Here is a 20,728-nt window from a genome sequence, read left to right as displayed (position 1 = left end):
ATGCGACGGCATTGTTGAATGCCGCCACACAGAACACACACCGCCAGAAGCGGTTTTTCGAGGGGTCAGGGTATGAGTAGTCAAGCGACGAATGCAAAAGGTTCCGAAGATCCGATCCTGCAATGGGTAACCTTCAAACTGGACAATGAAACCTACGGCATCAACGTGATGCGCGTTCAGGAAGTCCTGCGTTACACCGAAATCGCCCCGGTCCCGGGTGCCCCGAGCTACGTGCTGGGCATTATCAACCTGCGCGGCAACGTGGTCACCGTCATCGACACCCGCCAGCGCTTCGGCCTGATGAATGCCGAGATCAGCGACAACACCCGTATCGTCATCATCGAAGCCGACAAGCAAGTGGTCGGGATCATGGTCGATAGCGTGGCCGAAGTGGTTTACCTGCGTCAGTCGGAAATCGAAACCGCGCCAAACGTCGGTAACGAAGAGTCCGCCAAGTTCATTCAAGGCGTGTGCAACAAGAACAATGAACTGCTGATCCTGGTCGAACTGGACAAGATGATGAGCGAAGAAGAATGGTCGGACCTGGAGAACATCTGATTGATTCTTGAGGTAGCGGTCATTGTCCTGTTCCTTTTCTGGGCAGGCACGCTGGCAATGTTTCTGGCGTACATTCGCGCTCAACGGCAAATTGCCGCGCAACAGGCCCAGGGTGATGCGCTGCGCGATCAGCGCATCAAGGACCTGGCCAAACGCGTCGACGACTATCAAAGCGGCAACGTGCGCATGGGTGAAGACCTGCACGAACTGCGCGCCGTCGTCAGTCCCTTGCCGGACAAACTGGCGCAGCTGGAACAGCGCGATCCGTCGAGCCTGTCGTTTGCCCAGGCGGCGCGCCTGGTCGGCATGGGGGCTACCGTTGATGAACTGACTCAGTCCTGCGGGTTGACCCAGGCTGAGGCGGAGTTGATGCGCAAGCTTCACAAGAACTGACGCCTGCCAGAGATCGTTCCCCGCGTGGGAACGATCTCTGGGGACGCTCCGCATTCCGCTGTTGAATGTGACGCAGAGCGTCACGGGCTGCATTCCCACTTAGAGCGTGGGAACGATCAGTAGTCGTCACCGCGATCAGTGATGTCCTTCTCAACCATGGTCGCCTCCGGATCATGCCCCGCCGGAAACTTGCCCTTCAAGTTCCACGCGAACGCAATAATCTCGGCAATCGTGCGGTACAACTCTTCCGGAATACTTTCCCCCAGTTCCATCCGCGCCAGCAGCTTCACCAGTTCGGCGTTTTCATAGATGGGCACTTCATAATCACGGGCAAGCTTCAGAATGGCTTCGGCCAGTGCTTCGTCGCCTTTGGCCGTGAGGGTAGGGGCGTGGGTGCCGTCGTATTTGAGGGCGATGGCCTGGCGTGGGGTGTTGGGGTTTCTCATGCGGTTTCGTCGACCCAGCGTTGTTCGAGGCGGGTTTGTGGGCCTTGTGGCGGTGTACCGAGGTGGCAATCCAGATCGCCGACGTTCAGCCCGGAATCCAGCAAGCGCTGGCGCAGTGCTGCCAGATTGCTTTCGATCAGGCTGGCGGTGTACGGCCGCTCGGCCCAGAGCTGGCTGGACAGGCTGCCCTTGATCAGCTGCGCTTGAATCTGCAATGGGCCCAACGGTTCCATGTCGAACGCCAGGTCCACGCGCCACAGTTGCTGCTTCGGTTCGCGTTCGTCCCGGCGTTCGTGGGGTTGTTCTTTCTCCGGCGCTTCTTCACGCTGAAACTTGACCTGCAGCGGCACGATGTCCTGCAAATTGCGCATCGGGATTTCCAGCTGCCAAGTGCTGAGCAGGCGGCCATCGTCAGTGACGCCGGTCTGCTCAAGACTCGACAACTGATGGCTTTGCAGGCGCGAAACCGCCGCCGCAGCCAGACGCAGCAAATGCTCCAGATCGTTTTCACCGTCCTGGCTTTGAAGCAGCCGTTCGGGCAGCGGGAAACTGGTCGGCAACGGCTTGGCGCTGACCTGGCCGAGCATGCCGAGGGCGCTGCGCACGAAACTCGGCATGGACTGGACCAGCGTGTTGGCGGCAATGATCGCATTGAGATTGGTGTTGGCCGGCAGCCCTGGCGTCAATTGCGCAATCAGCTTGAGCAGATCGCCTTTCATGTCGGGCGCCAGTGTCGGATTTTGCCCGGTCAGCAATTTCGCTTCGAGGAATAGCCCGCTATTGGCCAGCGCCTGAGCGAGGCCTTTTGACGTACTCAGTTGCTGAACGTCCGGTAAACCGGCCAGCAGTTTTTCCACAGCGGCCCGCAGGTCGCTGGAAGACTGATCCGACGGAGGCAGGTTTTGCAGCAGCTTGATCAAACCATCCAGCGAGCCTTGGCGGCTCTGCTGACTGACCAATTGCTGGGTGATCGCCAGTTGCTCCTGACGGTTACTCAACGGCACGAATTTCAGCGTTTGCGTGTCCTGCACCAAGGCACTCAACAGCGTGCCGATGCGCAGCGGCGTCGGACTGTCGATGCTCAGCGTGCTGCCGCTCAACGCGGTGTTGAGCAGGCTCACCATCGAACGAAACACCGTCGGCTGGCCCGGCACCTGCGGCAGCACTTGCGAGGTCAGTACTTTGCCCTGCAACAACGTCCCGACCGGCAATTGCGCGGTGTCGATGCGGGTGAGGGTGGCGACGCTGGAAGCAATGGCCTGTTGCACCGTGATCGCCAGATTGCCCGCTGACGGTTGGGTGATCGCCAGACTGGTGCCTTGGGGCAGCGGCTGGGTGCTGGTGGCCTGGACCGTGGTCTGGCGGCCGCTGTCGAGGGTGACTTTAAGCAACAGTTGAAAGGTCTGATCGGCCTGCTTGAGCGACAGCACTTCAGCCTTGGCGGTCTGGCCGGGGGTGATCAGGCCCTCCATCGGCGACAGCAGCTTGAGCAGATCGCCGCTCACTACCAGCGGCCGCGAAGTCGCGGGCGTGGTCTGCGGTACCGGGAGGATGTTCATTTCGCCTGTCATACGCGGTCACAACCTGAGGAAAATGCACTCTTTAGAGTAGGGTATGGCATGTATAATGCCGCCCGTCCTTCGGGGAGTGGCGAAAACATTGCATTTGTTTGACGCAGCTCTCTAGAACAGGCCGCCAATGCATCTATGCTGCATCTCTTTAGCGGCCGCTCCGCCGCCGACTTGAACCGCAAAAGGCCCGTGATCTCTTGACCAGTCCTGTCCTGCAAACCGTTGCCCTTGCTTGTGAGCGAGACCTTCGGCTGCTCTTCGAAAATCTCGAATTGAGACTGGCCAGTGGCGAAATGGTGCAAATCAGTGGCCCCAACGGCAGCGGCAAGACCAGCCTGCTGCGGCTGTTATCCGGCCTGATGCAGCCGACCGCCGGTCAAGTGCTGCTCAACGGTAAGCCGCTGAACGATCAGCGCCTTGAACTGGCGCGCAACCTGCTGTGGATCGGCCATGCCGCCGGGATCAAGGACTTGCTGACGCCGGAGGAGAACCTGATCTGGCTCTGCGCCCTGCATCAACCGGCTCCCCACGAGGCGATCTGGCAAGCGCTGGCCGATGTCGGATTGCGCGGTTTCGAGGATGTTCCCTGCCATACGTTGTCCGCCGGGCAGAAACGCCGTGTGGCATTGGCGCGCCTGTACCTCGACAGTCCGCCGCTGTGGATCCTCGACGAGCCGTTCACCGCGCTCGATAAACAAGGCGTGGCGCAACTCGAAGAACACCTGGCCGCCCACTGTGAGCGCGGCGGCATGGTGGTGCTGACCACTCACCACACGCTGAGCCGGATGCCGGCCAGCTATCGCGATATCGATCTGGGGAAGTGGGCCGTATGAGTGTTTTCGGCCTGCTGGTCGCCCGTGAGTCCCGTCTGCTGTTCCGCCGTCCGGCTGAACTGGCCAATCCGCTGGTTTTTTTCGCGATCGTCGTTTCGCTGTTCCCGTTGGCGGTCGGTCCCGAGTCTCAATTGTTGCAAACCTTGTCTCCGGGACTGGTGTGGGTCGCGGCACTTTTATCGGTCCTGCTCTCGCTGGACGGGCTCTTCCGCAGTGATTTCGAGGACGGATCGCTGGAACAGTGGGTCCTTTCGTCGCACCCCCTGCCTCTTCTGGTTTTGGCCAAGGTACTGGCACACTGGGCCTTCTCTGGCCTGGCACTGGTTTTGCTCGCTCCACTGCTGGCATTGATGCTCGGTTTGCCAACCGCCTGTCTGCCGGTGTTGCTGCTTTCTTTATTGCTGGGTACACCGGTGCTGAGCCTGCTCGGTGCGGTGGGCGCAGCCCTGACGGTGGGATTGAAGCGAGGCGGCCTGTTGCTGGCGCTGCTGATTCTGCCGCTGTACATCCCGGTGTTGATTCTCGGCAGTGGCGCCTTGCAGGCGGCCCTGCAGGGCATGCCGGCGACCGGTTATCTCTTGTGGCTTGGTAGCCTGACCGCCCTGGCGATAACCCTGACACCGTTTGCAATAGCTGCTGGCCTGAAGATCAGCGTCGGCGAATAATGAGGTCTGGTCATTTTTTGATCAGTAAAGACCCTTTGGCTCTTCATAGCGAAGAGCAACCGTGATGGAAACAGTAATGAACTGGACCTGGTTTCATAAGCTCGGCTCGCCCAAATGGTTTTACGGCATCAGTGGCAAATTGCTGCCGTGGCTGAGCATTGCCGCAGTGCTGCTGATCGGCGTCGGTGTCGTTTGGGGCCTGGCCTTCGCGCCGCCTGACTACCAGCAAGGCAACAGCTTTCGCATCATTTATATCCACGTTCCGGCCGCCATGCTGGCGCAGTCCGTCTACGTCATGCTGGCGGTGTGCGGCATCGTCGGGCTGGTCTGGAAAATGAAACTGGCCGACGTCGCCCTGCAATGCGCGGCGCCCATCGGTGCCTGGATGACCGCCGTGGCGCTGGTCACCGGCGCGATCTGGGGCAAGCCGACGTGGGGCTCGTGGTGGGTCTGGGATGCGCGACTTACGTCCATGCTTATTCTGCTGTTCCTGTACTTCGGTCTCATTGCGCTGGGCAACGCGATCAGCAATCGTGACAGCGCGGCCAAGGCCTGCGCGGTGCTGGCGATTGTCGGCGTAATCAACATCCCGATCATCAAATACTCGGTGGAGTGGTGGAACACCCTGCACCAGGGTGCGACCTTCACCCTCACCGAAAAACCGGCGATGCCCGCCGAGATGTGGCTGCCATTGTTGCTGACGGTGCTGGGGTTCTACTGTTTCTTCGGCGCGGTGCTGTTGCTGCGCATGCGCCTTGAAGTGCTCAAGCGCGAAGCCCGGGCCAGTTGGGTGAAAGCTGAAGTGCAGAACAGTCTGGAGGCCGTTCGATGAGTTTTGCTTCATTCGGCGACTTCCTCGCCATGGGCCATCACGCCCTGTATGTCTGGTCAGCCTATGGCATCTGCCTGGCGGTGCTGATCCTCAACGTGGCGGCGCCGATCCTGGCTCGCAAGCGCTATCTGCAACAAGAGGCGCGTCGTTTGCGCCGGGAGAACGGCAAGTGAATCCGCTGCGCAAAAAGCGTCTTATCATCATTCTCGCGATCCTGGTGGGTGTCGGCGCTGCCGTCGGCCTGGCCCTGAGCGCCCTGCAGCAGAACATCAATCTGTTTTACACCCCGACACAGATCGCCAACGGCGAAGCCCCGCAAGACACGCGCATCCGTGCCGGTGGTATGGTCGAGAAAGGCTCGCTGCAACGTTCCGGCGATTCGCTGGACGTGAAATTCATCGTCACCGACTTCAACAAGTCCGTGACCATTAGCTACCGCGGCATCCTCCCGGACCTGTTCCGTGAAGGGCAGGGTATCGTGGCGCTGGGCAAACTGAACGCCGACGGCGTGGTGGTGGCCGACGAAGTGCTGGCCAAGCACGATGAAAAGTACATGCCGCCGGAAGTGACCAAGGCTTTGAAAGACAGCGGTCAATCTGCTCCAACGCCCGTGAAGGAGGGTTGATCGATGACATCCGCACTGTTTATCCCTGAACTCGGCCACCTGGCCATGATCCTGGCGCTGTGTTTCGCGCTGGTACAGGCCATCGTGCCGTTGCTCGGCGCCTGGCGCGGTGACCGTTTGTGGATGAGCCTCGCGCAACCAGCGGCCTGGGGCCAGTTCGCCTTTTTGCTGTTCGCCTTCGGTTGCCTGACCTACGCGTTCATGGCTGATGACTTTTCCGTCGCTTACGTGGCCAGCAACTCCAACAGCGCCTTGCCGTGGTACTACAAGTTCAGCGCGGTGTGGGGCGCTCACGAAGGTTCGCTGCTGCTCTGGGCCTTGATCCTCGGCGGCTGGACCTTTGCGGTGTCGGTATTCTCCCGGCAGTTGCCGCAAGTGATGCTGGCCCGGGTGCTGGCGGTGATGGGCATGATCAGCACCGGTTTCCTGCTGTTCCTGATCCTCACGTCCAACCCGTTCAAGCGCATCCTGCCGCAAGTGCCCAGCGATGGCGCCGACCTCAATCCGTTGCTGCAAGACATCGGCCTGATCGTTCACCCACCGATGCTGTACATGGGTTACGTCGGTTTCTCCGTGGCCTTCGCCTTCGCCATCGCGGCGCTGATGGGCGGTCGTCTTGATGCGGCGTGGGCGCGCTGGTCGCGTCCATGGACCATCGTTGCCTGGGCTTTCCTCGGGATCGGCATCACACTGGGTTCGTGGTGGGCCTACTACGAACTCGGCTGGGGCGGCTGGTGGTTCTGGGACCCGGTGGAAAACGCCTCGTTCATGCCTTGGCTGGTCGGTACGGCGCTGATTCACTCGTTGGCGGTCACGGAAAAACGGGGCGTGTTCAAAAGCTGGACCGTATTGCTGGCCATTGCCGCGTTCTCGTTGAGCTTGCTCGGTACGTTCCTGGTACGTTCCGGCGTGCTGACCTCGGTTCACGCCTTTGCCTCCGACCCGGAGCGCGGTGTGTTCATCCTGATTTTCCTGCTGTTCGTGGTCGGCGGTTCGCTGACGCTGTTCGCCCTGCGCGCTCCGGTGGTGAAAAGCCACGTCGGCTTCAACCTGTGGTCCCGGGAAACCCTGCTGCTGGGCAACAACCTGGTGCTGGTGGTGGCGGCGTCGATGATTCTGCTGGGCACCTTGTATCCGCTGATTCTCGATGCGATGACCGGCGCCAAGCTGTCCGTCGGCCCGCCATACTTCAACGCGCTGTTCATTCCGTTGATGGCGTTGCTGATGATGGTGATGGCCGTCGGCATGCTGGTGCGCTGGAAAGACACCCCGGTCAAATGGCTGATAAGCATGCTGACCCCGGTGTTGCTTGGCAGTGCCGCGTTAGCTGTGGTGGCCGGCGTCGCTTATGGCGATTTCAACTGGGCGGTGCTCGCCACGTTCATGCTCGCGGCCTGGGTGCTGTTGGCCGGTGTGCGCGACATCCTCGACAAGACCCGCCACAAAGGCCTGATCAAAGGCCTGCCGACCCTGACCCGCAGCTACTGGGGCATGCAGATCGCGCACTTGGGCATCGCCGTGTGCGCTCTTGGCGTCGTGCTGTCGAGCCAGAACAGTGCCGAACGCGATTTGCGCCTGGCGCCGGGCGAGTCCATGGACCTGGCCGGTTATCACTTCGTGTTCGAAGGCGCCAAGCACTACGAAGGCCCGAACTTCACCTCCGACAAGGGCACCGTCCGGGTGATCAAGGGCGGCAAGGAAGTCAGCGTGTTGCACCCGGAAAAACGCCTGTACACCGTGCAGAACTCGGTAATGACCGAAGCCGGGATCGACGCCGGTTTCACCCGTGACATTTACGTCGCCCTTGGCGAACCGCTGGGCGATGGCGCCTGGGCCGTGCGCGTGCACGTCAAGCCGTTCGTGCGCTGGATCTGGTTCGGCGGGCTGCTGACAGGTTTCGGTGGGTTGCTGGCGGCGCTGGATCGCCGTTATCGGGTCAAGGTAAAAAGCCGCGTGCGGGAAGCACTCGGTATGTCGGGAGCCACTGCATGAAACGTTGGTTAATGCTGTTGCCACTGGCGATTTTTCTGGTGGTGGCTGTTTTCCTGTACCGCGGGTTGTACCTGAAACCAGCCGAGTTGCCTTCGGCGATGATCGGCAAGCCGTTCCCGGCGTTTTCCCTGCCGACCGTGGAAGGCGACAAGACCCTGACCAAGGCCGACATTCTCGGTAAACCGGCGCTGGTCAACGTCTGGGCCACCTGGTGCATCGCCTGCAAGGTCGAGCATCCGGTATTGAACAAGCTGGCCCAGCAGGGCGTAACGATTTATGGCATCAACTACAAGGACGTCAACGCCGACGCTAAGAAGTGGCTGGTGGAATTCCACAACCCCTACCAGTTGGGGATCAGTGACGCGGACGGCTCGCTGGGCCTGAACCTCGGTGTCTACGGCGCCCCGGAAACCTTTTTCATCGACGCCAAAGGCATCATCCGCGACAAGTTCGTCGGGGTGATCGACGAACAGGTCTGGCGCGAAAAACTGGCGGCCCGGTATCAGGCGCTGGTCGATGAGGCCAAGCCATGAAGCGCTGGATAGCCGCCCTTGTATTGGGTTTGAGCATGGCCGGTGTTGCCCACGCCGCCATCGACACCTACGAGTTCGCCAAAGAAGGCGATCGCGAGCGTTTTCGCGAGCTGACCAAAGAGCTGCGTTGCCCCAAGTGCCAGAACCAGGACATCGCCGATTCCAACGCACCGATCGCCGCCGACCTGCGCAAAGAGATTTTCCGCATGTTGGGCGAGGGCAAGGACAATCAGCAGATCATCGACTTCATGGTTGATCGCTACGGTGATTTCGTCCGCTACAAACCCGCTCTGAACGCCAAGACCGCTCTGCTCTGGTTCGGCCCCGCCGGCCTGTTGCTGGGCGGTTTTGTGATCATCGCCGTGATCGTCCGCCGTCGTCGCGTGCAGCGCGCTGACACCAAGGATGAGCTCTCTGCCGAGGAGCGTGAGCGCCTCGACCACCTGTTGGATAAAACCAAGAATGATTGATTTCTGGCTCGCTGCAGGTCTGCTGCTTCTGGTTGCCCTGAGTTTTCTGCTGATCCCCGTTTTGCGTGGCCGTCGTGCACAGCTTGAAGAGGATCGTACTGCCCTGAACGTTGCGCTGTATCAGGAGCGCGTGGCTGAGTTGCAAACCGAGCAGGAGGAGGGCGTGCTCAACGCGGCGCAACTGGAAACCGGTCGCGCCGAAGCTGCCCGTGAGTTGCTCGCCGACACCGAAGGCGTCGAGGCACCGCGCGTGGCACGCCTGGGCAAACCGTTGCCCTTGCTGGCGGCGATTCTGGTGCCGGTCCTGGGGCTTGGCTTGTACCTGCATTACGGTGCCAGCGACAAGGTTGAACTGACTCGCGAATTCGCCCAGGCGCCGCAGTCGATGGAAGAGATGACCCAGCGTCTGGAGCGCGCGGTCGCGGCACAGCCGGATTCGGCTGAAGGCTTGTACTTCCTCGGTCGCACCTACATGGCTCAGGACCGTCCGGGAGACGCGGCGAAAATCTTCGAGCGCACGGTGAGCCTGGCCGGTCGTCAGCCGGAACTGCTCGGCCAATGGGCCCAGGCCCAGTACTTCGCCGATGGCAAAAAGTGGTCGGACAAGATTCAGGCGTTGACTGACGAAGCGCTGAAAGCCGATCCGAAAGAAGTCACCAGCCTTGGCCTGCTGGGCATCGCGGCGTTTGAAAGCCAGCGGTATCAGGACGCCATCGACTACTGGAATCGCCTGTTGGCGCAACTGCCGCCGGAGGACAGTTCCCGTGCCGCGCTGCAAGGCGGGATCACGCGAGCCACCGAGAAACTCGAAGCCAGCGGCGGCAAAGTCGCCCAGGCACCAGTGGCCAAAGCGGCAGCGAAGCTTAAGGTCACCGTCGATCTGGCACCTGAGCTCAAAGCCAAGGTCCAGCCCGGCGACAGCGTGTTCATCTTCGCCCGCGCCACCTCAGGTCCACCGGCCCCATTGGCCGCCAAACGCCTGACCGTGGCCGATCTGCCGGCCACCGTCGAACTGGGCGATGCCGACGCAATGATGCCGCAGTTGAAACTGTCGAACTTCCCTGAAGTCCAACTGGTTGCGCGCATCTCCCGCGCCGGCCAACCGACTGCCGGCGAATGGATCGGTCGCAGCCAGCCCCTGGCCAGCAGCACCACCGCAGCGCAAAAACTGACCATCGACAGCCCGGATAAATGACAGGAAACGCCACTATGACCACCATCGCTCGTATCACCCTGCTCAGTATGGTTTTGGGGTTAAGCGCTTGTGTGGTCCAACCGCAGCCGCCTGAACGGCTGCCTCCGATCCCGCCGTCGCAGCCGCGTCCGACGCCGTCCCCCACACCGACACCGAGCAAGCCGAGCATTCCGGCCAAGCCCGCCAAACCTTTGCCACGCACCTCCGCCAGCTTCGCGCCGCCACCGGGTGGCAACAGCCATTGGGATGCCAAGCTTGGCGTGTACGTGCTTGATGACCAGCCCAACACCTTCTACCGCCAGCGCACCTACTACCGCTGGAACAACGGCTGGAGCCGGTCGATCAGCCCGGACGGGCCATGGGAAGAGACCAATATCCATGGTGTGCCGGGTGGGTTGGGGCGGCAATTCGGGGAATAAACAGAAACGGCGATCTTCGGATCGCCGTTTTGCTGTCTGGGGTTTGCAAGGATCCCCAGTGATTCAGGTCTCCTTGGCCATCAACCCCTGCACAAACTCCACAAACGCCCGAGCCTTCGCGCTGGCCATTCTGCCGGTGGGAAATACCGCCCACAGGTCCTGATTCGGCAGGGCCCACTCCTTCATCACTTCCCTGACCGCACCGTTGGCCAGTTCCGGCGCAAACATCCATTCCGACGCCAGGGTCAGCCCTTGATGGGCGAGCACGGCTGCACGCAGGCCTTCGGCGGCGTTGACGCGGATTCGCCCGCTGATGATGACTGACTGCTCATCTGTTCCGTTGCTGAACTGCCAGTTGCCACCGCCGCCCAAGGTGTAGGCGATTGCCTGGTGGTTGCTCAGGTCGGTCGGGCAAGTGGGCTCACCGTGTTTTTCGAAATAGGCGGGGGTGCCCAGCACGACGCGCCGGCATTCGGCAATTTTACGAGCGGTGAGGCCGGAGTCGCTCAGGGTGCCCATGCGCAGGGCGATGTCGATGCCTTCCTCGACCAGATTGACGTTGCGGTCATCGAGCATCAGGTCGATGTTCAGGTCCGGGTTCTGATCGAGAAACGGCCCGAGGTGCGGAACGATGTGCAGTCGGCCGAAGGTCACGGCAGCACAGATCCGCAGGTTGCCGGTCAGACCGCTGGCGGCGCCGCGTGCTGCGTTGTCGGCCTCATTGGCTTCTTCGATGGCGCGTTTGGCGCGTTCGAAAAAGGCCAGCCCGGCTTCGGTGGGCGTCAGGCCGCGGGTCGAGCGCAACAGCAGTCGAACCGCGAGACGCGACTCCAGTTGCGCAATGGTTTTCGACACGGCGGGCTGGCCGATATTCAGGCGCCGGGCGGCGGCGGAAAACGAGCCGGTTTCCACCACGTAGACGAAGGTTTCCATTGCACCGAGGCGGTCCATCTCAAGTCCTTTTTGCGATTCTAAACACTGTCGAGACCCCAGTGGGGGCGAGTCAGAACGCGGCTTTGCCTATGGAGGAGCCGCCGTCGACAAACAAAGTCTGCCCGGTGATAAACCCGCTTTGCTCGGACAACAAAAACGCAATGGCCGCCGCGATCTCTTGTGGCTGCCCCAGTCGTCCCATCGGCACACCCGCCAGATACCGAGCTTCACCTTCGCTGCCCGGCGGGTTGTTGGCGCGAAACAGCTCGGTCTCGGTCGGCCCCGGCGCCACGGCATTCACGGTCACGCCGGTTTGCGCCAGTTCCAGCGCCCAGGAGCGGGTGAAGCTGATCAACGCCGCCTTGGCCGCCGCGTAGGCCGTGCGCTGGGTGATACCGAGTACAGTCAGACTGGAAATATTGACCACTCGACCCCAGCCCTTGGCGCGCATATTTGGTAGCAACGCCTGAGTGGCCTGCAACGCCGAATGCAGGTTGACCCGCATCACGTCATCAAAGGTGTCGAGGTCGATTTCGCCCAACACTTGGGGGCGGACCAGACCGACATTGTTGACCAGCCCATCAAATTCATACGTCCTGGACAGATCCGCCAGCACTTCCTGGGTCAGCGCCCTGTCGCTCAAATCCAGCGGAAACAGAATGCCGGGGAACGACAGGTCCGGGGTCCGGGCAATCCCGACCACCCGATGCCCCGCACGGTCCAGATGTTCGGCCACTGCCCGACCGATGCCTTTGCTGGCACCGGTAATGAGAAAGGTACGTCGAGTCATTGCACACTCCTTGAAAGCACAGGCCGCCGGGGCGGGCGGCCGTTGAACGGGTCAGCCGCGAATCGCATCCAGCATCGCTTCAGGCTTTGGACGCTGAGTGTAATCCGGGTTGGCCTTGGCGGTAACGAATCAGGTGAGATCCATCCTGACCGCAGGGGCGAAATGCGCTCAGGTGAAGTTATAGGATTCGTGCTTGGGGGAATGAGGATCGAGTGGGTATTCAAATACCGGATATCCCGGGTGCTGTGACTGCCGGGGATACGTTCGAGGAGGCATACGACGCAGCTGTCGAAATCGCGCAGATACTTCTGCAACAAATGGAAGCACAGGGGCTGGATCTTCCGGTGCCGACATCGGTGAACAAGATTTGAAGCGCGGAACATCAGTCGCACATCAGTCACGAGCAAGCCAGATTCCTGTGGGCGCGTGGCTTGCCCGCGACGCTTTTTGACCTTATGCAGCCGCCAACGCAGCCTTCGGCGAAACACTCAAAAACCGCAACAACGCCAACAGCGGGAACGCGCTGCCCACGATCACGATCCACAGCCAGCCGCCATGCTCATACACTGCGCTGGCCACCGATGAACCGAACGCGCCGCCGATGAAGATGCTGGTCATGTACAACGCATTCAAGCGGCTGCGGCTTTTGGCGTCGAGGGCGTAGACCGCGCGTTGGCCGAGGACCATGTTCATTTGCACGCAGAAGTCGAGGACCACGCCCGTGACCGCGAGACCGATGACGCTGTAGACCGGATGGATGAACGCTGGCAGGAAGCTCAGGCTGGCGAACAGCAGGGCCAGTAAGGAGGCGATGCGGGTGTGGCCGGCATCGGCCAGTCGACCGGCAATCGGCGCGGCGATCGCACCGATGGCACCGACCAGGGCGAAGATCGCGATCTGGGTTTGCGACAGGCCGTGATTGCGCGCCAGCTCCAGCGGCACGGCGGTCCAGAACAGACTGAACGTGGCGAACATGCAACCCTGGTAGAACGCGCGCTGACGCAACACCGGTTGCTGGCGCAGCAGCGTCCATAGCGAACCGAGCAACTGGCCATAAGAGGCGCTGTGATCCGGCTGACGCTTGGGAATGGTCAACGCCAGCACGATGCTGATCGCCGCCATCAACGCCGCCGCGATCACAAACATCGCGCGCCAGCCGAAGTGGTCCGCCACGACGCTGGACACCGGCCGCGCCAACAGAATCCCCAGCAGCAAACCGCCCATGATCCCGCCGACGACCCGACCGCGTGACTCTTCCGGCGCGAGGTGCGCCGCCAGCGGAATCAGGATCTGCACCGACACCGAACTGAAACCCACCAGCAACGAGATCAGCAAAAACACGTTCGGCTGATCGGTAAACGCCGCGCCCAACAGGCTGGCAATCGCCACCACGGTGGTGATGATCATCAGTCGACGGTTTTCCAGCAGATCACCCAGCGGCACCAGGAAGAACAAGCCAAGTGCGTAACCAATCTGGGTCAGCGAAACAATCAGGCTGGCCATGGTGCTGGTCAGGCCGATGTCCGGCGCGATCAGGCCGATGATCGGCTGGGCGTAGTAGATGTTGGCCACAATCGCGCCGCAGCAGAAGGCGAACAGCAGCACCATGCCTTTGGTCATTGTCGCGGTGCCGTGGGGCACCTGAGTCGCTGGGTTCATAACGTGTCTCGCTGAACAGAAGGGAATGCGCGCAGGCTAAAGAGGTATCGGATTCGGCAGAAGAGGGATTGGAGTGATAGCAATCATTCCTTTGCGGAATGAGTGACGGACAGGAGTGCTGTCCATCGATAAACCTTGCGTCAAAATATCGAGCTCCGATGATACATTCACTTACATCCTGTTCGATAGCGTGCTTATGTTCTCCTTCACGATTCATAACCGGAAGGCACTTCCATGAATGCGATGTTTCGTCACCTAATACGCGGTGCTTCAGTGGTTACCTTGGTCGGCCTGGTCACGGCGGGTCTGGCCCAGGCCGCCGACGCGCCGGGCCTGCGCATTGGCGTGCGCGGCGAGATCACTGGGGTCAGCCCCGACGTCTTGAAAGTCCACGTCAACACTGGCGAAAACGTGGTAATCAATCTGACCAACGACACCAAAGTCCGCGCCGTTACCTTGGCCAATATCGAAGACATCAAACCCGGCAGCTACGTTGGATCGGCGGCCATTCCGCAAGACGATGGCACCTTGAAGGCGCTGGAAGTCCACGTCTTTCCACCGGAACTGGCGGGCAGCGGCGACGGGCATCGGCCGTTCGATCTGGTCAAGGGCAGTAGCATGACCAATGGCAGCGTGGGCGATCTGGTGGTCAGCAATGGCCGGATGTTGACCGTCAACTACAAGGGCGGGCAGCAGAAGATCCTGGTGCCGGAGGATGTGCCGATCGTGAATTTGATGCCGGGGGACAGGAGTTTGCTGAAGGTGGGGGTGAAGATCGTGACATTCGTCACCCAAAGTGCAGACGGGACACTGACTGCGCAATCGATCTCTGCGGGCAAGGATGGCGTTACCCCACCGATGTGAAGGCAGGGCAAAAACCTTGTAGGAGTGAGCCTGCTCGCGATAGCGGAATGTCAGTTGATATCAATGTTGAATGACACTTCGCTATCGTGAGCAGGCTCACTCCTACAGGGGATCTTCAGTGAACTTGGGTTTTTGTGTTCGACCACGAGAAAGGCGACCTTCTCAGGTCGCCTTTCTCGTTGGGCTCAGGAATTACTGGCCGCTGTAGATCTGATCAAAGACCCCGCCATCATTGAAGTGGGTCTTCTGCACGGTGCGCCAGTCACCAAAGGTCTTCTCCACCGACAGGAAGTCCACTTTCGGGAAGCGATCGGTGTACTTGGCCAGCACCGCCGGGTCACGCGGACGCAGGTAGTTGGCCGCTGCAATTTCCTGACCTTCCGGGGACCACAGGTACTTCAGGTATTCCTCGGCCGCGGCGCGGGTGCCTTTTTTGTCGACGGTTTTGTCGACCACCGACACCGGCGGCTCGGCTTCAGCGGAGACGCTTGGGTAGATCACTTCAAACTGGTCACGACCAAACTCACGGGCGATCATTTCCGCTTCGTTTTCGAAGGTCACCAGCACGTCACCGAGCTGGTTGGTCATGAACGTGGTCGTCGCGGCACGGCCACCGGTATCCAGCACCGGCGCTTGCTTGAACAGCTTGCCGACGAAATCCTTGGCCTTGTTCTCGTCACCGCCGTTTTTCAGCACATACCCCCAGGCAGACAGGTAGGTGTAGCGACCGTTACCCGAGGTCTTCGGGTTCGGCACGATCACTTGCACGCCGTCCTTGAGCAGGTCGGGCCAGTCTTTCAGGGCTTTCGGGTTGCCTTTGCGGACGATGAACACGGTGGCCGAGGTGAACGGTGCGCTGTTGTTCGGCAGGCGGGTGACCCAGTTGTCCGGGATCAGTTTGCCGTTGTCCGCCAGGGCGTTGATGTCGGTGGCCATGTTCATGGTGATGACGTCAGCCGGCAGGCCATCGATCACCGAACGCGCCTGTTTGCTGGAGCCGCCGAAGGACATCTGCAGGGTGATGTTCTCGTTGTGCTCGGCTTGCCAGTGTTTCTGGAACGCAGTGTTGTAGTCCTTGTAGAAATCGCGCATCACGTCGTAGGAAACGTTGAGCAGGGTCGGTGCGGCCTGAGCCACGCTGGTCAATGCCAGGCCAGCGGCCAGAAGTGAGGCGCCAAAGAGTTTTTTCACTGCGCAGTCCTTGTTCTGATTTAAAAGTGAGGCAATTTGCCAGCGACTATAGCCGGGCTCGCATAGACCCTTAAAGATTAAAAAGCTCTTTGCTTATTCTCGTTTCTTAAACAGAGCGTTGCCACACCGTGAGCAGAATGCCGCACCGTGTTCGTGACTGGTTTTCTTGCACACCGGGCAGTCGTGTTGCAGCTGTTCACCACGCATGGCATTGGCCAGTTCGGCGGTGAAAATACCGGTCGGCACGGCGATGATCGAGTAACCGGTGATCATTACCAGCGATGAAATCACCTGGCCTAACGGCGTCTTGGGCACGATGTCACCGAAGCCCACCGTGGTCAGCGTGACGATCGCCCAGTAGATGCCTTTGGGAATGCTGGTGAAGCCGTGTTCCGGGCCTTCGATCACGTACATCAACGTGCCGAACACCGTCACCAGCGTGCAGACGCTGACCAGAAACACCACGATCTTCTGCTTGCTGCCGCGCAGCGCCGACATCAAATAGTTGGCTTGCTTGAGGTAGGGGCTGAGCTTGAGCACGCGGAAAATCCGCAGCATCCGGATGATCCGGATGATCAGCAGGTACTGCGCATCGGCGTAATACAGCGCCAGGATACCGGGCACGATCGCCAGCAGATCCACCAGCCCGTAAAAGCTGAACGCATAGCGTAGCGGCTTGGGCGAGCAGTAAAGGCGCAAGCCATATTCGATGGCGAAGATGACGGTGAAGCCCCACTCGATGTACGCCAGCACGTCGGCGTAGTTCTTGTGGACCGTGTCGATGCTGTCGAGCATCACAATCACGATGCTGGCGAGGATAATCAACAGCAGGATGCCGTCGAAGCGCCGCCCCGCCTTGGTGTCGCTTTGGAAAACCATGACGTAAAGCTCTTCACGCCAGTTTTTGCTGCTGTCCATGGATACCGCCTGAACCAATGATCAGCGAAGCCTAGGTTGATTCTCCTCAATAGCGCAAGGCGCACGGGTGACAGCGGTGATGCCGAGCAGTTGAACAACCGTGCGGACCAGCCAGCAGGCGAGGATGAACGGCGCGGTCAGCGTCGGCAGACCGATGGCGGAAAACACCGGCGTCAGCAACAACGCTGATGCGATGCCAGCCAGCGGCAGCCACGGCTGCTGGCGCAGCGAGCTCAAGGCGAGGGCGGTGAGTACGGCGTTATAGCCACCGAGGCCGATCAATGCGCTGTAAGCGTCGTGATGCAGCAGGCTCCAGCCCATGCCCGCGACAGACGCCAATAACGCCCAGCAAAAGGCGCGACGATCAGCGATCAGCAAACCCACGGCAATCATCGCCCCGGCCAGCGGATGACCGAGGAACATCACCTGGCCGAAGCCTTTGAACGGTGCGGCGAGCATGTTCAGCGTGTTGATTTCGATCAGATGCGCTTTTGTCGAGGGAGTGGCGAAGCACAGAAGCACCCAGCCCAACCCAACGAAGGGCGCCGTATAGGCAGGCAGGTAATGGCTGACCCGGACGCGTTTGAGCCATTGCTGAGTCAGCATCGCACTCAGTCCGCCCGCAGCAATGATCAGCGGCGGCAACAGTGCTGACCAAGGGAAATACAGGCTCAGCAAAAGACCGAGCAAGACACCGTTGTAACTGAACAGTCCGGCCTGACGATCGGCCTTGGCGTAACCGCGTCGTTGCGCGGTGAGCAACCCGGCGACGCCGCCCAGCAGCGCACCGCCGAGCAGGGTAGGTGCGGTGAAAAGAATCGCCAACAGGCACAGCAGACCAAACAGCGGATGGCGCTGGAGGAAGATCTGACTGAAACCATTGAGCAGGGCAGTCGCCCAATCGGGGCAGTGGGTGTTGAAGTGGTTGGCAGGCATTTTTTTGTGAGTCAGGAGGCGCGAGTAATCGTTCTTCGCGGGCAAGCCTCGCTCCTACAGGGTTTGCATCGTGCCAAATATCGGGATCACGCAAATCCTGTAGGAGCGAGGCTTGCCCGCGAAAAGGCCGGTAAGGACGCTAAATCAAGGTCTCGATACGCAACGAGTTAGTCGACCCCGGTTGCCCAAACGGCACACCGGCCGTGATCAACAAGGTATCCCCGCGTTGCGCCATGCCTTGGGCCTGCGCGATCTCCAGCGCCGTCGAACACACTTCATCCACTTGCCGCAGCCTGTCATTGACCACCGAGTGCACGCCCCACGCCACGGTCAAGCGGCGTGCGGTCTGCAGGTTCGGCGTCAGGTTCAGGATCGGCACCGTCGGCCGTTCCCGCGCCGCACGCAGGCTCGACGTCCCGGACTCGCTGTAGTTCACCAGCACCGCCACCGGCAGCACGTTACTGATGCGACGAATCGCACAGCTGATCGCATCGGAAACCGTCGCCTCGGCCTTCGGCCGGCTCACGTCCAGTTGCGCCTGATAATCCGGGCCGTTTTCCACTTGGCGAATGATCTTGCTCATCATTTGCACGGCTTCCAGCGGGTACTCGCCCGAGGCGGTTTCCGCCGACAGCATCACCGCATCGGCCCCTTCAGCCACGGCGTTGGCCACATCCGTGACTTCGGCGCGGGTCGGGGCCGGGGAGAAGCGCATCGATTCGAGCATCTGCGTCGCCACCACCACCGGTTTGCCGAGTTCGCGGCAGAGGCTGATGATGTTTTTCTGGATCTGCGGCACGCTTTCCGCCGGCACTTCCACGCCCAGGTCACCGCGAGCGACCATGATCGCATCGCTCAACTCGGCGATTTCCCGCAGCTGAGTCACCGCCGATGGCTTCTCGATCTTGGCCATCAAGAACGCCTTGTCGCCGATCAGTTCGCGGGCTTCGCGGATGTCTTCAGGACGCTGCACGAACGACAGCGCAACCCAGTCCACACCCAGCTCCAGACCGAAGCTCAAATCGCGGCGATCCTTGGCGGTCAGCGGGCTCAGTTCCAGCACCGCTTGGGGCACGTTCACGCCTTTGCGGTCCGAGAGTTCGCCGCCGTTGAGCACCGTGGTGTCAATGGCGTCGGCGTACTTGGTGACCACGCGCAGACGCAGCTTGCCGTCGTCCAGCAGCAGGTCCATGCCGGGCTCGAGTGCGGCGATGATTTCCGGATGCGGCAGGTTGACCCGGCGCTGATCGCCCGGCGTCGGGTCGAGGTCCAGGCGCAGGGCCTGGCCGCGATGCAGTTGCACCTTGCCCTCGGCGAATTTGCCGACCCGCAGCTTCGGGCCTTGCAGGTCCATCAGAATGCCCAAGGGGTAATTGAGCTGGCGCTCGACTTCACGAATCCACTGATAGCGCTGCGCGTGGTCAGCGTGATCGCCGTGGCTGAAGTTCAGGCGAAAGATGTTGACCCCGGCCTGCACCAGCTCACGGATGTCATCGATCCCATCGGTGGCAGGGCCAAGGGTGGCGAGGATTTTGACCTTTTTATCAGGCGTCATTGTTAGGGCTCTCGAGGATCAGGATGGCGCGGAAGTCGTTGACGTTGGTGCGGGTCGGTTCGGTGACGATCAATGCGTCCAGCGCCTCGAAATAGCCGTAGCCATTGTTGTTGTCCAACTCGTCGCTGGCGCTCAGGCCGAGAGCGGCGGCGCGGGCGTAGCTGTCCGGGGTCATGATCGCGCCGGCGTTGTCTTCGGAACCGTCGATGCCGTCGGTGTCACCGGCCAGGGCGTAGACACCGGGCAGGCCTTTGAGGCTGTCGGTCAGACTCAGCAGGAATTCGGCGTTGCGCCCGCCACGGCCATTGCCGCGCACGGTGACGGTGGTTTCGCCGCCCGACAAAATCACGCAGGGCGCCGCCAATGGTTGGCCATGCAGGACCACTTGCCGGGCGATGCCGGCATGAACCTTGGCCACTTCGCGGGATTCGCCTTCCAGGTCGCCGAGGATCAGCGGGCTGAAACCGGCCTGGCGCGCTTTCACGGCTGCTGCTTCAAGCGATTGCTGGGGGCGGGCGATCAGTTGGAAATGGCTGCGCGCCAGGCTCGGATCGCCGGGCTTGACCGTCTCCGATTCCGGGCTCTGCAGCCAGGTTCGGACCGAGGCAGGGACGTCGATGCCGTAGCGTTTGAGGATCGCCAGGGCTTCGGCCGACGTGCTCGGGTCGGCCACGGTGGGGCCGGAGGCGATGACGGTGGGGAGGTCGCCCGGCACATCGGAAATCGCGTAGGTATAAACAGTGGCCGGCCAGCAGGCCTTGCCGAGGCGGCCGCCCTTGATCGCCGAGAGGTGCTTGCGCACGCAATTCATCTCGCCGATGGTCGCGCCAGACTTGAGCAGGGCTTTGTTGATCGACTGCTTGTCGGCGAGGGTGATGCCGGCGGCCGGCAAGGCCAGCAGGGCAGAACCGCCGCCCGAGAGCAGGAAGATCACGCGGTCGTCTTCGCTCAGGTTACTGACCAGTTCAAACACGCGCTTGGCGACGGCTTGACCGGCTGCGTCCGGCACCGGGTGAGCCGCTTCGACGACTTCGATTTTTTCGCACGGGGCGCCGTGGCCGTAACGGGTGACCACCAGACCGCTGACTTCACCCTGCCAGCAACGCTCGACCACCTGCGCCATGGCGGCCGCGGCTTTGCCGGCGCCAATGACAATCACCCGACCGCTGCGATCTGTGGGCAAATGGGCTTCGAGGACTTGCTGCGGATGGGCGGCGTCGATGGCTGTGGCGAACAGCTCGCGCAGGAATTGTTGCGGATCGACCGACATGGCGGGCTCCCGGAATTCTTGTTATTTGAAGGTGCAACTCAGATCCCTGTGGGAGCTAACCTGCTAGCGAATGCGGTGTG

The 20,728-nt window shown here is 61.0% G+C and carries 23 protein-coding genes and 1 pseudogene; 14 read left to right on the top strand and 10 right to left on the bottom strand.

Annotation, left to right across the window (positions count from 1 at the left end; genetic code table 11):
- The first annotated feature begins 72 nt into the window (after nt 1-72).
- Both JIO00_RS21210 and JIO00_RS21205 read left to right on the top strand, forming a co-directional pair.
- Complete coding sequence (locus tag JIO00_RS21210; protein WP_010456928.1) at nt 73-558, top strand: chemotaxis protein CheW; 486 nt, start codon at nt 73-75, stop codon at nt 556-558.
- Nucleotides 559-951, top strand: coding sequence for a DUF2802 domain-containing protein (locus JIO00_RS21205; protein WP_010456926.1), 393 nt, complete (start codon nt 559-561; stop codon nt 949-951). It begins immediately after the preceding gene.
- Between the two features lie 116 nt (nt 952-1,067).
- On the opposite strand, the gene JIO00_RS21200 is transcribed toward JIO00_RS21205, so the two are convergent.
- Both JIO00_RS21200 and fliK read right to left on the bottom strand, forming a co-directional pair.
- Nucleotides 1,068-1,397, bottom strand: a complete 330-nt coding sequence (locus tag JIO00_RS21200) for an EscU/YscU/HrcU family type III secretion system export apparatus switch protein (RefSeq protein ID WP_010456924.1) — start codon at nt 1,395-1,397, stop codon at nt 1,068-1,070.
- Nucleotides 1,394-2,968, bottom strand: coding sequence for a flagellar hook-length control protein FliK (fliK, locus tag JIO00_RS21195; protein ID WP_200666789.1), 1,575 nt, complete (start codon nt 2,966-2,968; stop codon nt 1,394-1,396). The genes JIO00_RS21200 and fliK overlap by 4 nt, the downstream gene beginning before the upstream one ends.
- A 197-nt stretch (nt 2,969-3,165) precedes the next feature.
- Here fliK and ccmA point away from each other — a divergent pair, with 197 nt between their 5' ends.
- From ccmA to JIO00_RS21145, 10 genes are all read left to right on the top strand, one after another.
- Entirely contained in the window at nt 3,166-3,801 is a 636-nt protein-coding gene (gene ccmA, locus JIO00_RS21190; protein WP_010456921.1) for a cytochrome c biogenesis heme-transporting ATPase CcmA, read from the top strand.
- Complete coding sequence (gene ccmB / locus JIO00_RS21185; protein WP_010456919.1) at nt 3,798-4,466, top strand: heme exporter protein CcmB; 669 nt, start codon at nt 3,798-3,800, stop codon at nt 4,464-4,466. The genes ccmA and ccmB overlap by 4 nt, the downstream gene beginning before the upstream one ends.
- 76 nt (nt 4,467-4,542) lie before the next feature.
- Nucleotides 4,543-5,298: a heme ABC transporter permease gene (locus JIO00_RS21180; protein ID WP_010456917.1), complete on the top strand. Its 756-nt coding sequence runs from the start codon at nt 4,543-4,545 to the stop codon at nt 5,296-5,298.
- Nucleotides 5,295-5,471, top strand: coding sequence for a heme exporter protein CcmD (gene ccmD, locus JIO00_RS21175; protein WP_010456915.1), 177 nt, complete (start codon nt 5,295-5,297; stop codon nt 5,469-5,471). The genes JIO00_RS21180 and ccmD overlap by 4 nt, the downstream gene beginning before the upstream one ends.
- Nucleotides 5,468-5,923: a cytochrome c maturation protein CcmE gene (gene ccmE, locus JIO00_RS21170; RefSeq protein WP_010456913.1), complete on the top strand. Its 456-nt coding sequence runs from the start codon at nt 5,468-5,470 to the stop codon at nt 5,921-5,923. The genes ccmD and ccmE overlap by 4 nt, the downstream gene beginning before the upstream one ends.
- A 3-nt stretch (nt 5,924-5,926) precedes the next feature.
- Complete coding sequence (locus JIO00_RS21165; RefSeq protein WP_010456911.1) at nt 5,927-7,915, top strand: heme lyase CcmF/NrfE family subunit; 1,989 nt, start codon at nt 5,927-5,929, stop codon at nt 7,913-7,915.
- Complete coding sequence (locus tag JIO00_RS21160) at nt 7,912-8,448, top strand: DsbE family thiol:disulfide interchange protein (RefSeq protein ID WP_200666787.1); 537 nt, start codon at nt 7,912-7,914, stop codon at nt 8,446-8,448. Before JIO00_RS21165 ends, JIO00_RS21160 begins: the two co-directional genes overlap by 4 nt.
- A complete protein-coding gene (locus tag JIO00_RS21155) occupies nt 8,445-8,918 on the top strand; it encodes a cytochrome c-type biogenesis protein (protein ID WP_010456908.1) in 474 nt (157 codons plus the stop codon). Before JIO00_RS21160 ends, JIO00_RS21155 begins: the two co-directional genes overlap by 4 nt.
- The gene (ccmI, locus tag JIO00_RS21150; protein ID WP_200666785.1) at nt 8,911-10,113 is read left to right on the top strand and encodes a c-type cytochrome biogenesis protein CcmI; all 1,203 of its coding nucleotides are present in this window, start codon (nt 8,911-8,913) and stop codon (nt 10,111-10,113) included. The genes JIO00_RS21155 and ccmI overlap by 8 nt, the downstream gene beginning before the upstream one ends.
- 14 nt (nt 10,114-10,127) lie before the next feature.
- Entirely contained in the window at nt 10,128-10,532 is a 405-nt protein-coding gene (locus JIO00_RS21145) for a hypothetical protein (protein ID WP_010456904.1), read from the top strand.
- 63 nt (nt 10,533-10,595) lie between these two features.
- On the opposite strand, the gene JIO00_RS21140 is transcribed toward JIO00_RS21145, so the two are convergent.
- Together JIO00_RS21140 and JIO00_RS21135 are read right to left on the bottom strand one after the other, a co-directional pair.
- Nucleotides 10,596-11,483, bottom strand: a complete 888-nt coding sequence (locus tag JIO00_RS21140) for a LysR family transcriptional regulator (RefSeq protein WP_200666783.1) — start codon at nt 11,481-11,483, stop codon at nt 10,596-10,598.
- A gap of 52 nt (nt 11,484-11,535) precedes the next feature.
- Nucleotides 11,536-12,255, bottom strand: a complete 720-nt coding sequence (locus tag JIO00_RS21135) for an SDR family oxidoreductase (protein WP_010456900.1) — start codon at nt 12,253-12,255, stop codon at nt 11,536-11,538.
- Nucleotides 12,256-12,440: 185 nt separating this feature from the next.
- On the opposite strand from JIO00_RS21135, the pseudogene JIO00_RS21130 reads away from it, so the two are divergent.
- Nucleotides 12,441-12,611 (top strand): annotated as a pseudogene (locus tag JIO00_RS21130) (type II toxin-antitoxin system HicB family antitoxin); the annotation flags it as partial.
- A gap of 97 nt (nt 12,612-12,708) precedes the next feature.
- Here the strand turns inward: JIO00_RS21130 and JIO00_RS21125 are convergent.
- Nucleotides 12,709-13,914 (bottom strand): MFS transporter, encoded by a 1,206-nt coding sequence (locus JIO00_RS21125; RefSeq protein WP_010456896.1) that lies wholly within the window; start codon nt 13,912-13,914, stop codon nt 12,709-12,711.
- 234 nt (nt 13,915-14,148) lie between these two features.
- Between JIO00_RS21125 and JIO00_RS21120 the strand changes: the two genes are divergently transcribed.
- A complete protein-coding gene (locus tag JIO00_RS21120) occupies nt 14,149-14,778 on the top strand; it encodes a DUF5666 domain-containing protein (protein ID WP_010456894.1) in 630 nt (209 codons plus the stop codon).
- Nucleotides 14,779-14,970: 192 nt separating this feature from the next.
- Here the strand turns inward: JIO00_RS21120 and JIO00_RS21115 are convergent, their stop codons facing one another.
- The 5 genes from JIO00_RS21115 to JIO00_RS21095 all read right to left on the bottom strand — a co-directional run bounded on the left by JIO00_RS21115 (nt 14,971) and on the right by JIO00_RS21095 (nt 20,648).
- On the bottom strand, nt 14,971-15,969 hold the full coding sequence (locus tag JIO00_RS21115) for a sulfate ABC transporter substrate-binding protein (RefSeq protein WP_010456892.1): 999 nt from the start codon (nt 15,967-15,969) through the stop codon (nt 14,971-14,973).
- A gap of 93 nt (nt 15,970-16,062) precedes the next feature.
- On the bottom strand, nt 16,063-16,887 hold the full coding sequence (locus JIO00_RS21110; protein WP_010456890.1) for an ion transporter: 825 nt from the start codon (nt 16,885-16,887) through the stop codon (nt 16,063-16,065).
- A gap of 21 nt (nt 16,888-16,908) precedes the next feature.
- Nucleotides 16,909-17,823, bottom strand: a complete 915-nt coding sequence (locus JIO00_RS21105) for an urea transporter (RefSeq protein WP_154505075.1) — start codon at nt 17,821-17,823, stop codon at nt 16,909-16,911.
- A 139-nt stretch (nt 17,824-17,962) separates the two neighbouring features.
- Entirely contained in the window at nt 17,963-19,378 is a 1,416-nt protein-coding gene (gene pyk / locus JIO00_RS21100; RefSeq protein ID WP_010456886.1) for a pyruvate kinase, read from the bottom strand.
- Nucleotides 19,368-20,648: a glycerate kinase type-2 family protein gene (locus tag JIO00_RS21095; RefSeq protein WP_200666782.1), complete on the bottom strand. Its 1,281-nt coding sequence runs from the start codon at nt 20,646-20,648 to the stop codon at nt 19,368-19,370. Before JIO00_RS21095 ends, pyk begins: the two co-directional genes overlap by 11 nt.
- Nucleotides 20,649-20,728 lie beyond the last annotated feature (80 nt).

The organism is Pseudomonas sp. SW-3, from assembly GCF_016615645.1.
GTDB lineage: Bacteria > Pseudomonadota > Gammaproteobacteria > Pseudomonadales > Pseudomonadaceae > Aquipseudomonas > Aquipseudomonas mandelii.
Note: the sequence above shows the minus strand (reverse complement) of the source record. Positions and strands in the feature narration are given on the sequence as shown.

Excerpts from the sequence above, each read along its gene's own strand:
- JIO00_RS21210 (WP_010456928.1), top strand. The coding sequence starts at position 73 with ATGAGTAGTCAAGCGACGAATGCAAAAGGTTCCGAAGATCCGATCCTG.
- JIO00_RS21200 (WP_010456924.1), bottom strand. The coding sequence starts at position 1,397 with ATGAGAAACCCCAACACCCCACGCCAGGCCATCGCCCTCAAATACGAC.
- fliK (WP_200666789.1), bottom strand. The coding sequence starts at position 2,968 with ATGACAGGCGAAATGAACATCCTCCCGGTACCGCAGACCACGCCCGCG.
- ccmB (WP_010456919.1), top strand. The coding sequence starts at position 3,798 with ATGAGTGTTTTCGGCCTGCTGGTCGCCCGTGAGTCCCGTCTGCTGTTC.
- JIO00_RS21180 (WP_010456917.1), top strand. The coding sequence starts at position 4,543 with ATGAACTGGACCTGGTTTCATAAGCTCGGCTCGCCCAAATGGTTTTAC.
- ccmD (WP_010456915.1), top strand. The coding sequence starts at position 5,295 with ATGAGTTTTGCTTCATTCGGCGACTTCCTCGCCATGGGCCATCACGCC.
- JIO00_RS21165 (WP_010456911.1), top strand. The coding sequence starts at position 5,927 with ATGACATCCGCACTGTTTATCCCTGAACTCGGCCACCTGGCCATGATC.
- JIO00_RS21160 (WP_200666787.1), top strand. The coding sequence starts at position 7,912 with ATGAAACGTTGGTTAATGCTGTTGCCACTGGCGATTTTTCTGGTGGTG.
- JIO00_RS21155 (WP_010456908.1), top strand. The coding sequence starts at position 8,445 with ATGAAGCGCTGGATAGCCGCCCTTGTATTGGGTTTGAGCATGGCCGGT.
- ccmI (WP_200666785.1), top strand. The coding sequence starts at position 8,911 with ATGATTGATTTCTGGCTCGCTGCAGGTCTGCTGCTTCTGGTTGCCCTG.
- JIO00_RS21145 (WP_010456904.1), top strand. The coding sequence starts at position 10,128 with ATGACCACCATCGCTCGTATCACCCTGCTCAGTATGGTTTTGGGGTTA.
- JIO00_RS21140 (WP_200666783.1), bottom strand. The coding sequence starts at position 11,483 with ATGGACCGCCTCGGTGCAATGGAAACCTTCGTCTACGTGGTGGAAACC.
- JIO00_RS21135 (WP_010456900.1), bottom strand. The coding sequence starts at position 12,255 with ATGACTCGACGTACCTTTCTCATTACCGGTGCCAGCAAAGGCATCGGT.
- JIO00_RS21125 (WP_010456896.1), bottom strand. The coding sequence starts at position 13,914 with ATGAACCCAGCGACTCAGGTGCCCCACGGCACCGCGACAATGACCAAA.
- JIO00_RS21120 (WP_010456894.1), top strand. The coding sequence starts at position 14,149 with ATGAATGCGATGTTTCGTCACCTAATACGCGGTGCTTCAGTGGTTACC.
- JIO00_RS21110 (WP_010456890.1), bottom strand. The coding sequence starts at position 16,887 with ATGGACAGCAGCAAAAACTGGCGTGAAGAGCTTTACGTCATGGTTTTC.
- JIO00_RS21105 (WP_154505075.1), bottom strand. The coding sequence starts at position 17,823 with ATGCCTGCCAACCACTTCAACACCCACTGCCCCGATTGGGCGACTGCC.
- pyk (WP_010456886.1), bottom strand. The coding sequence starts at position 19,378 with ATGACGCCTGATAAAAAGGTCAAAATCCTCGCCACCCTTGGCCCTGCC.
- JIO00_RS21095 (WP_200666782.1), bottom strand. The coding sequence starts at position 20,648 with ATGTCGGTCGATCCGCAACAATTCCTGCGCGAGCTGTTCGCCACAGCC.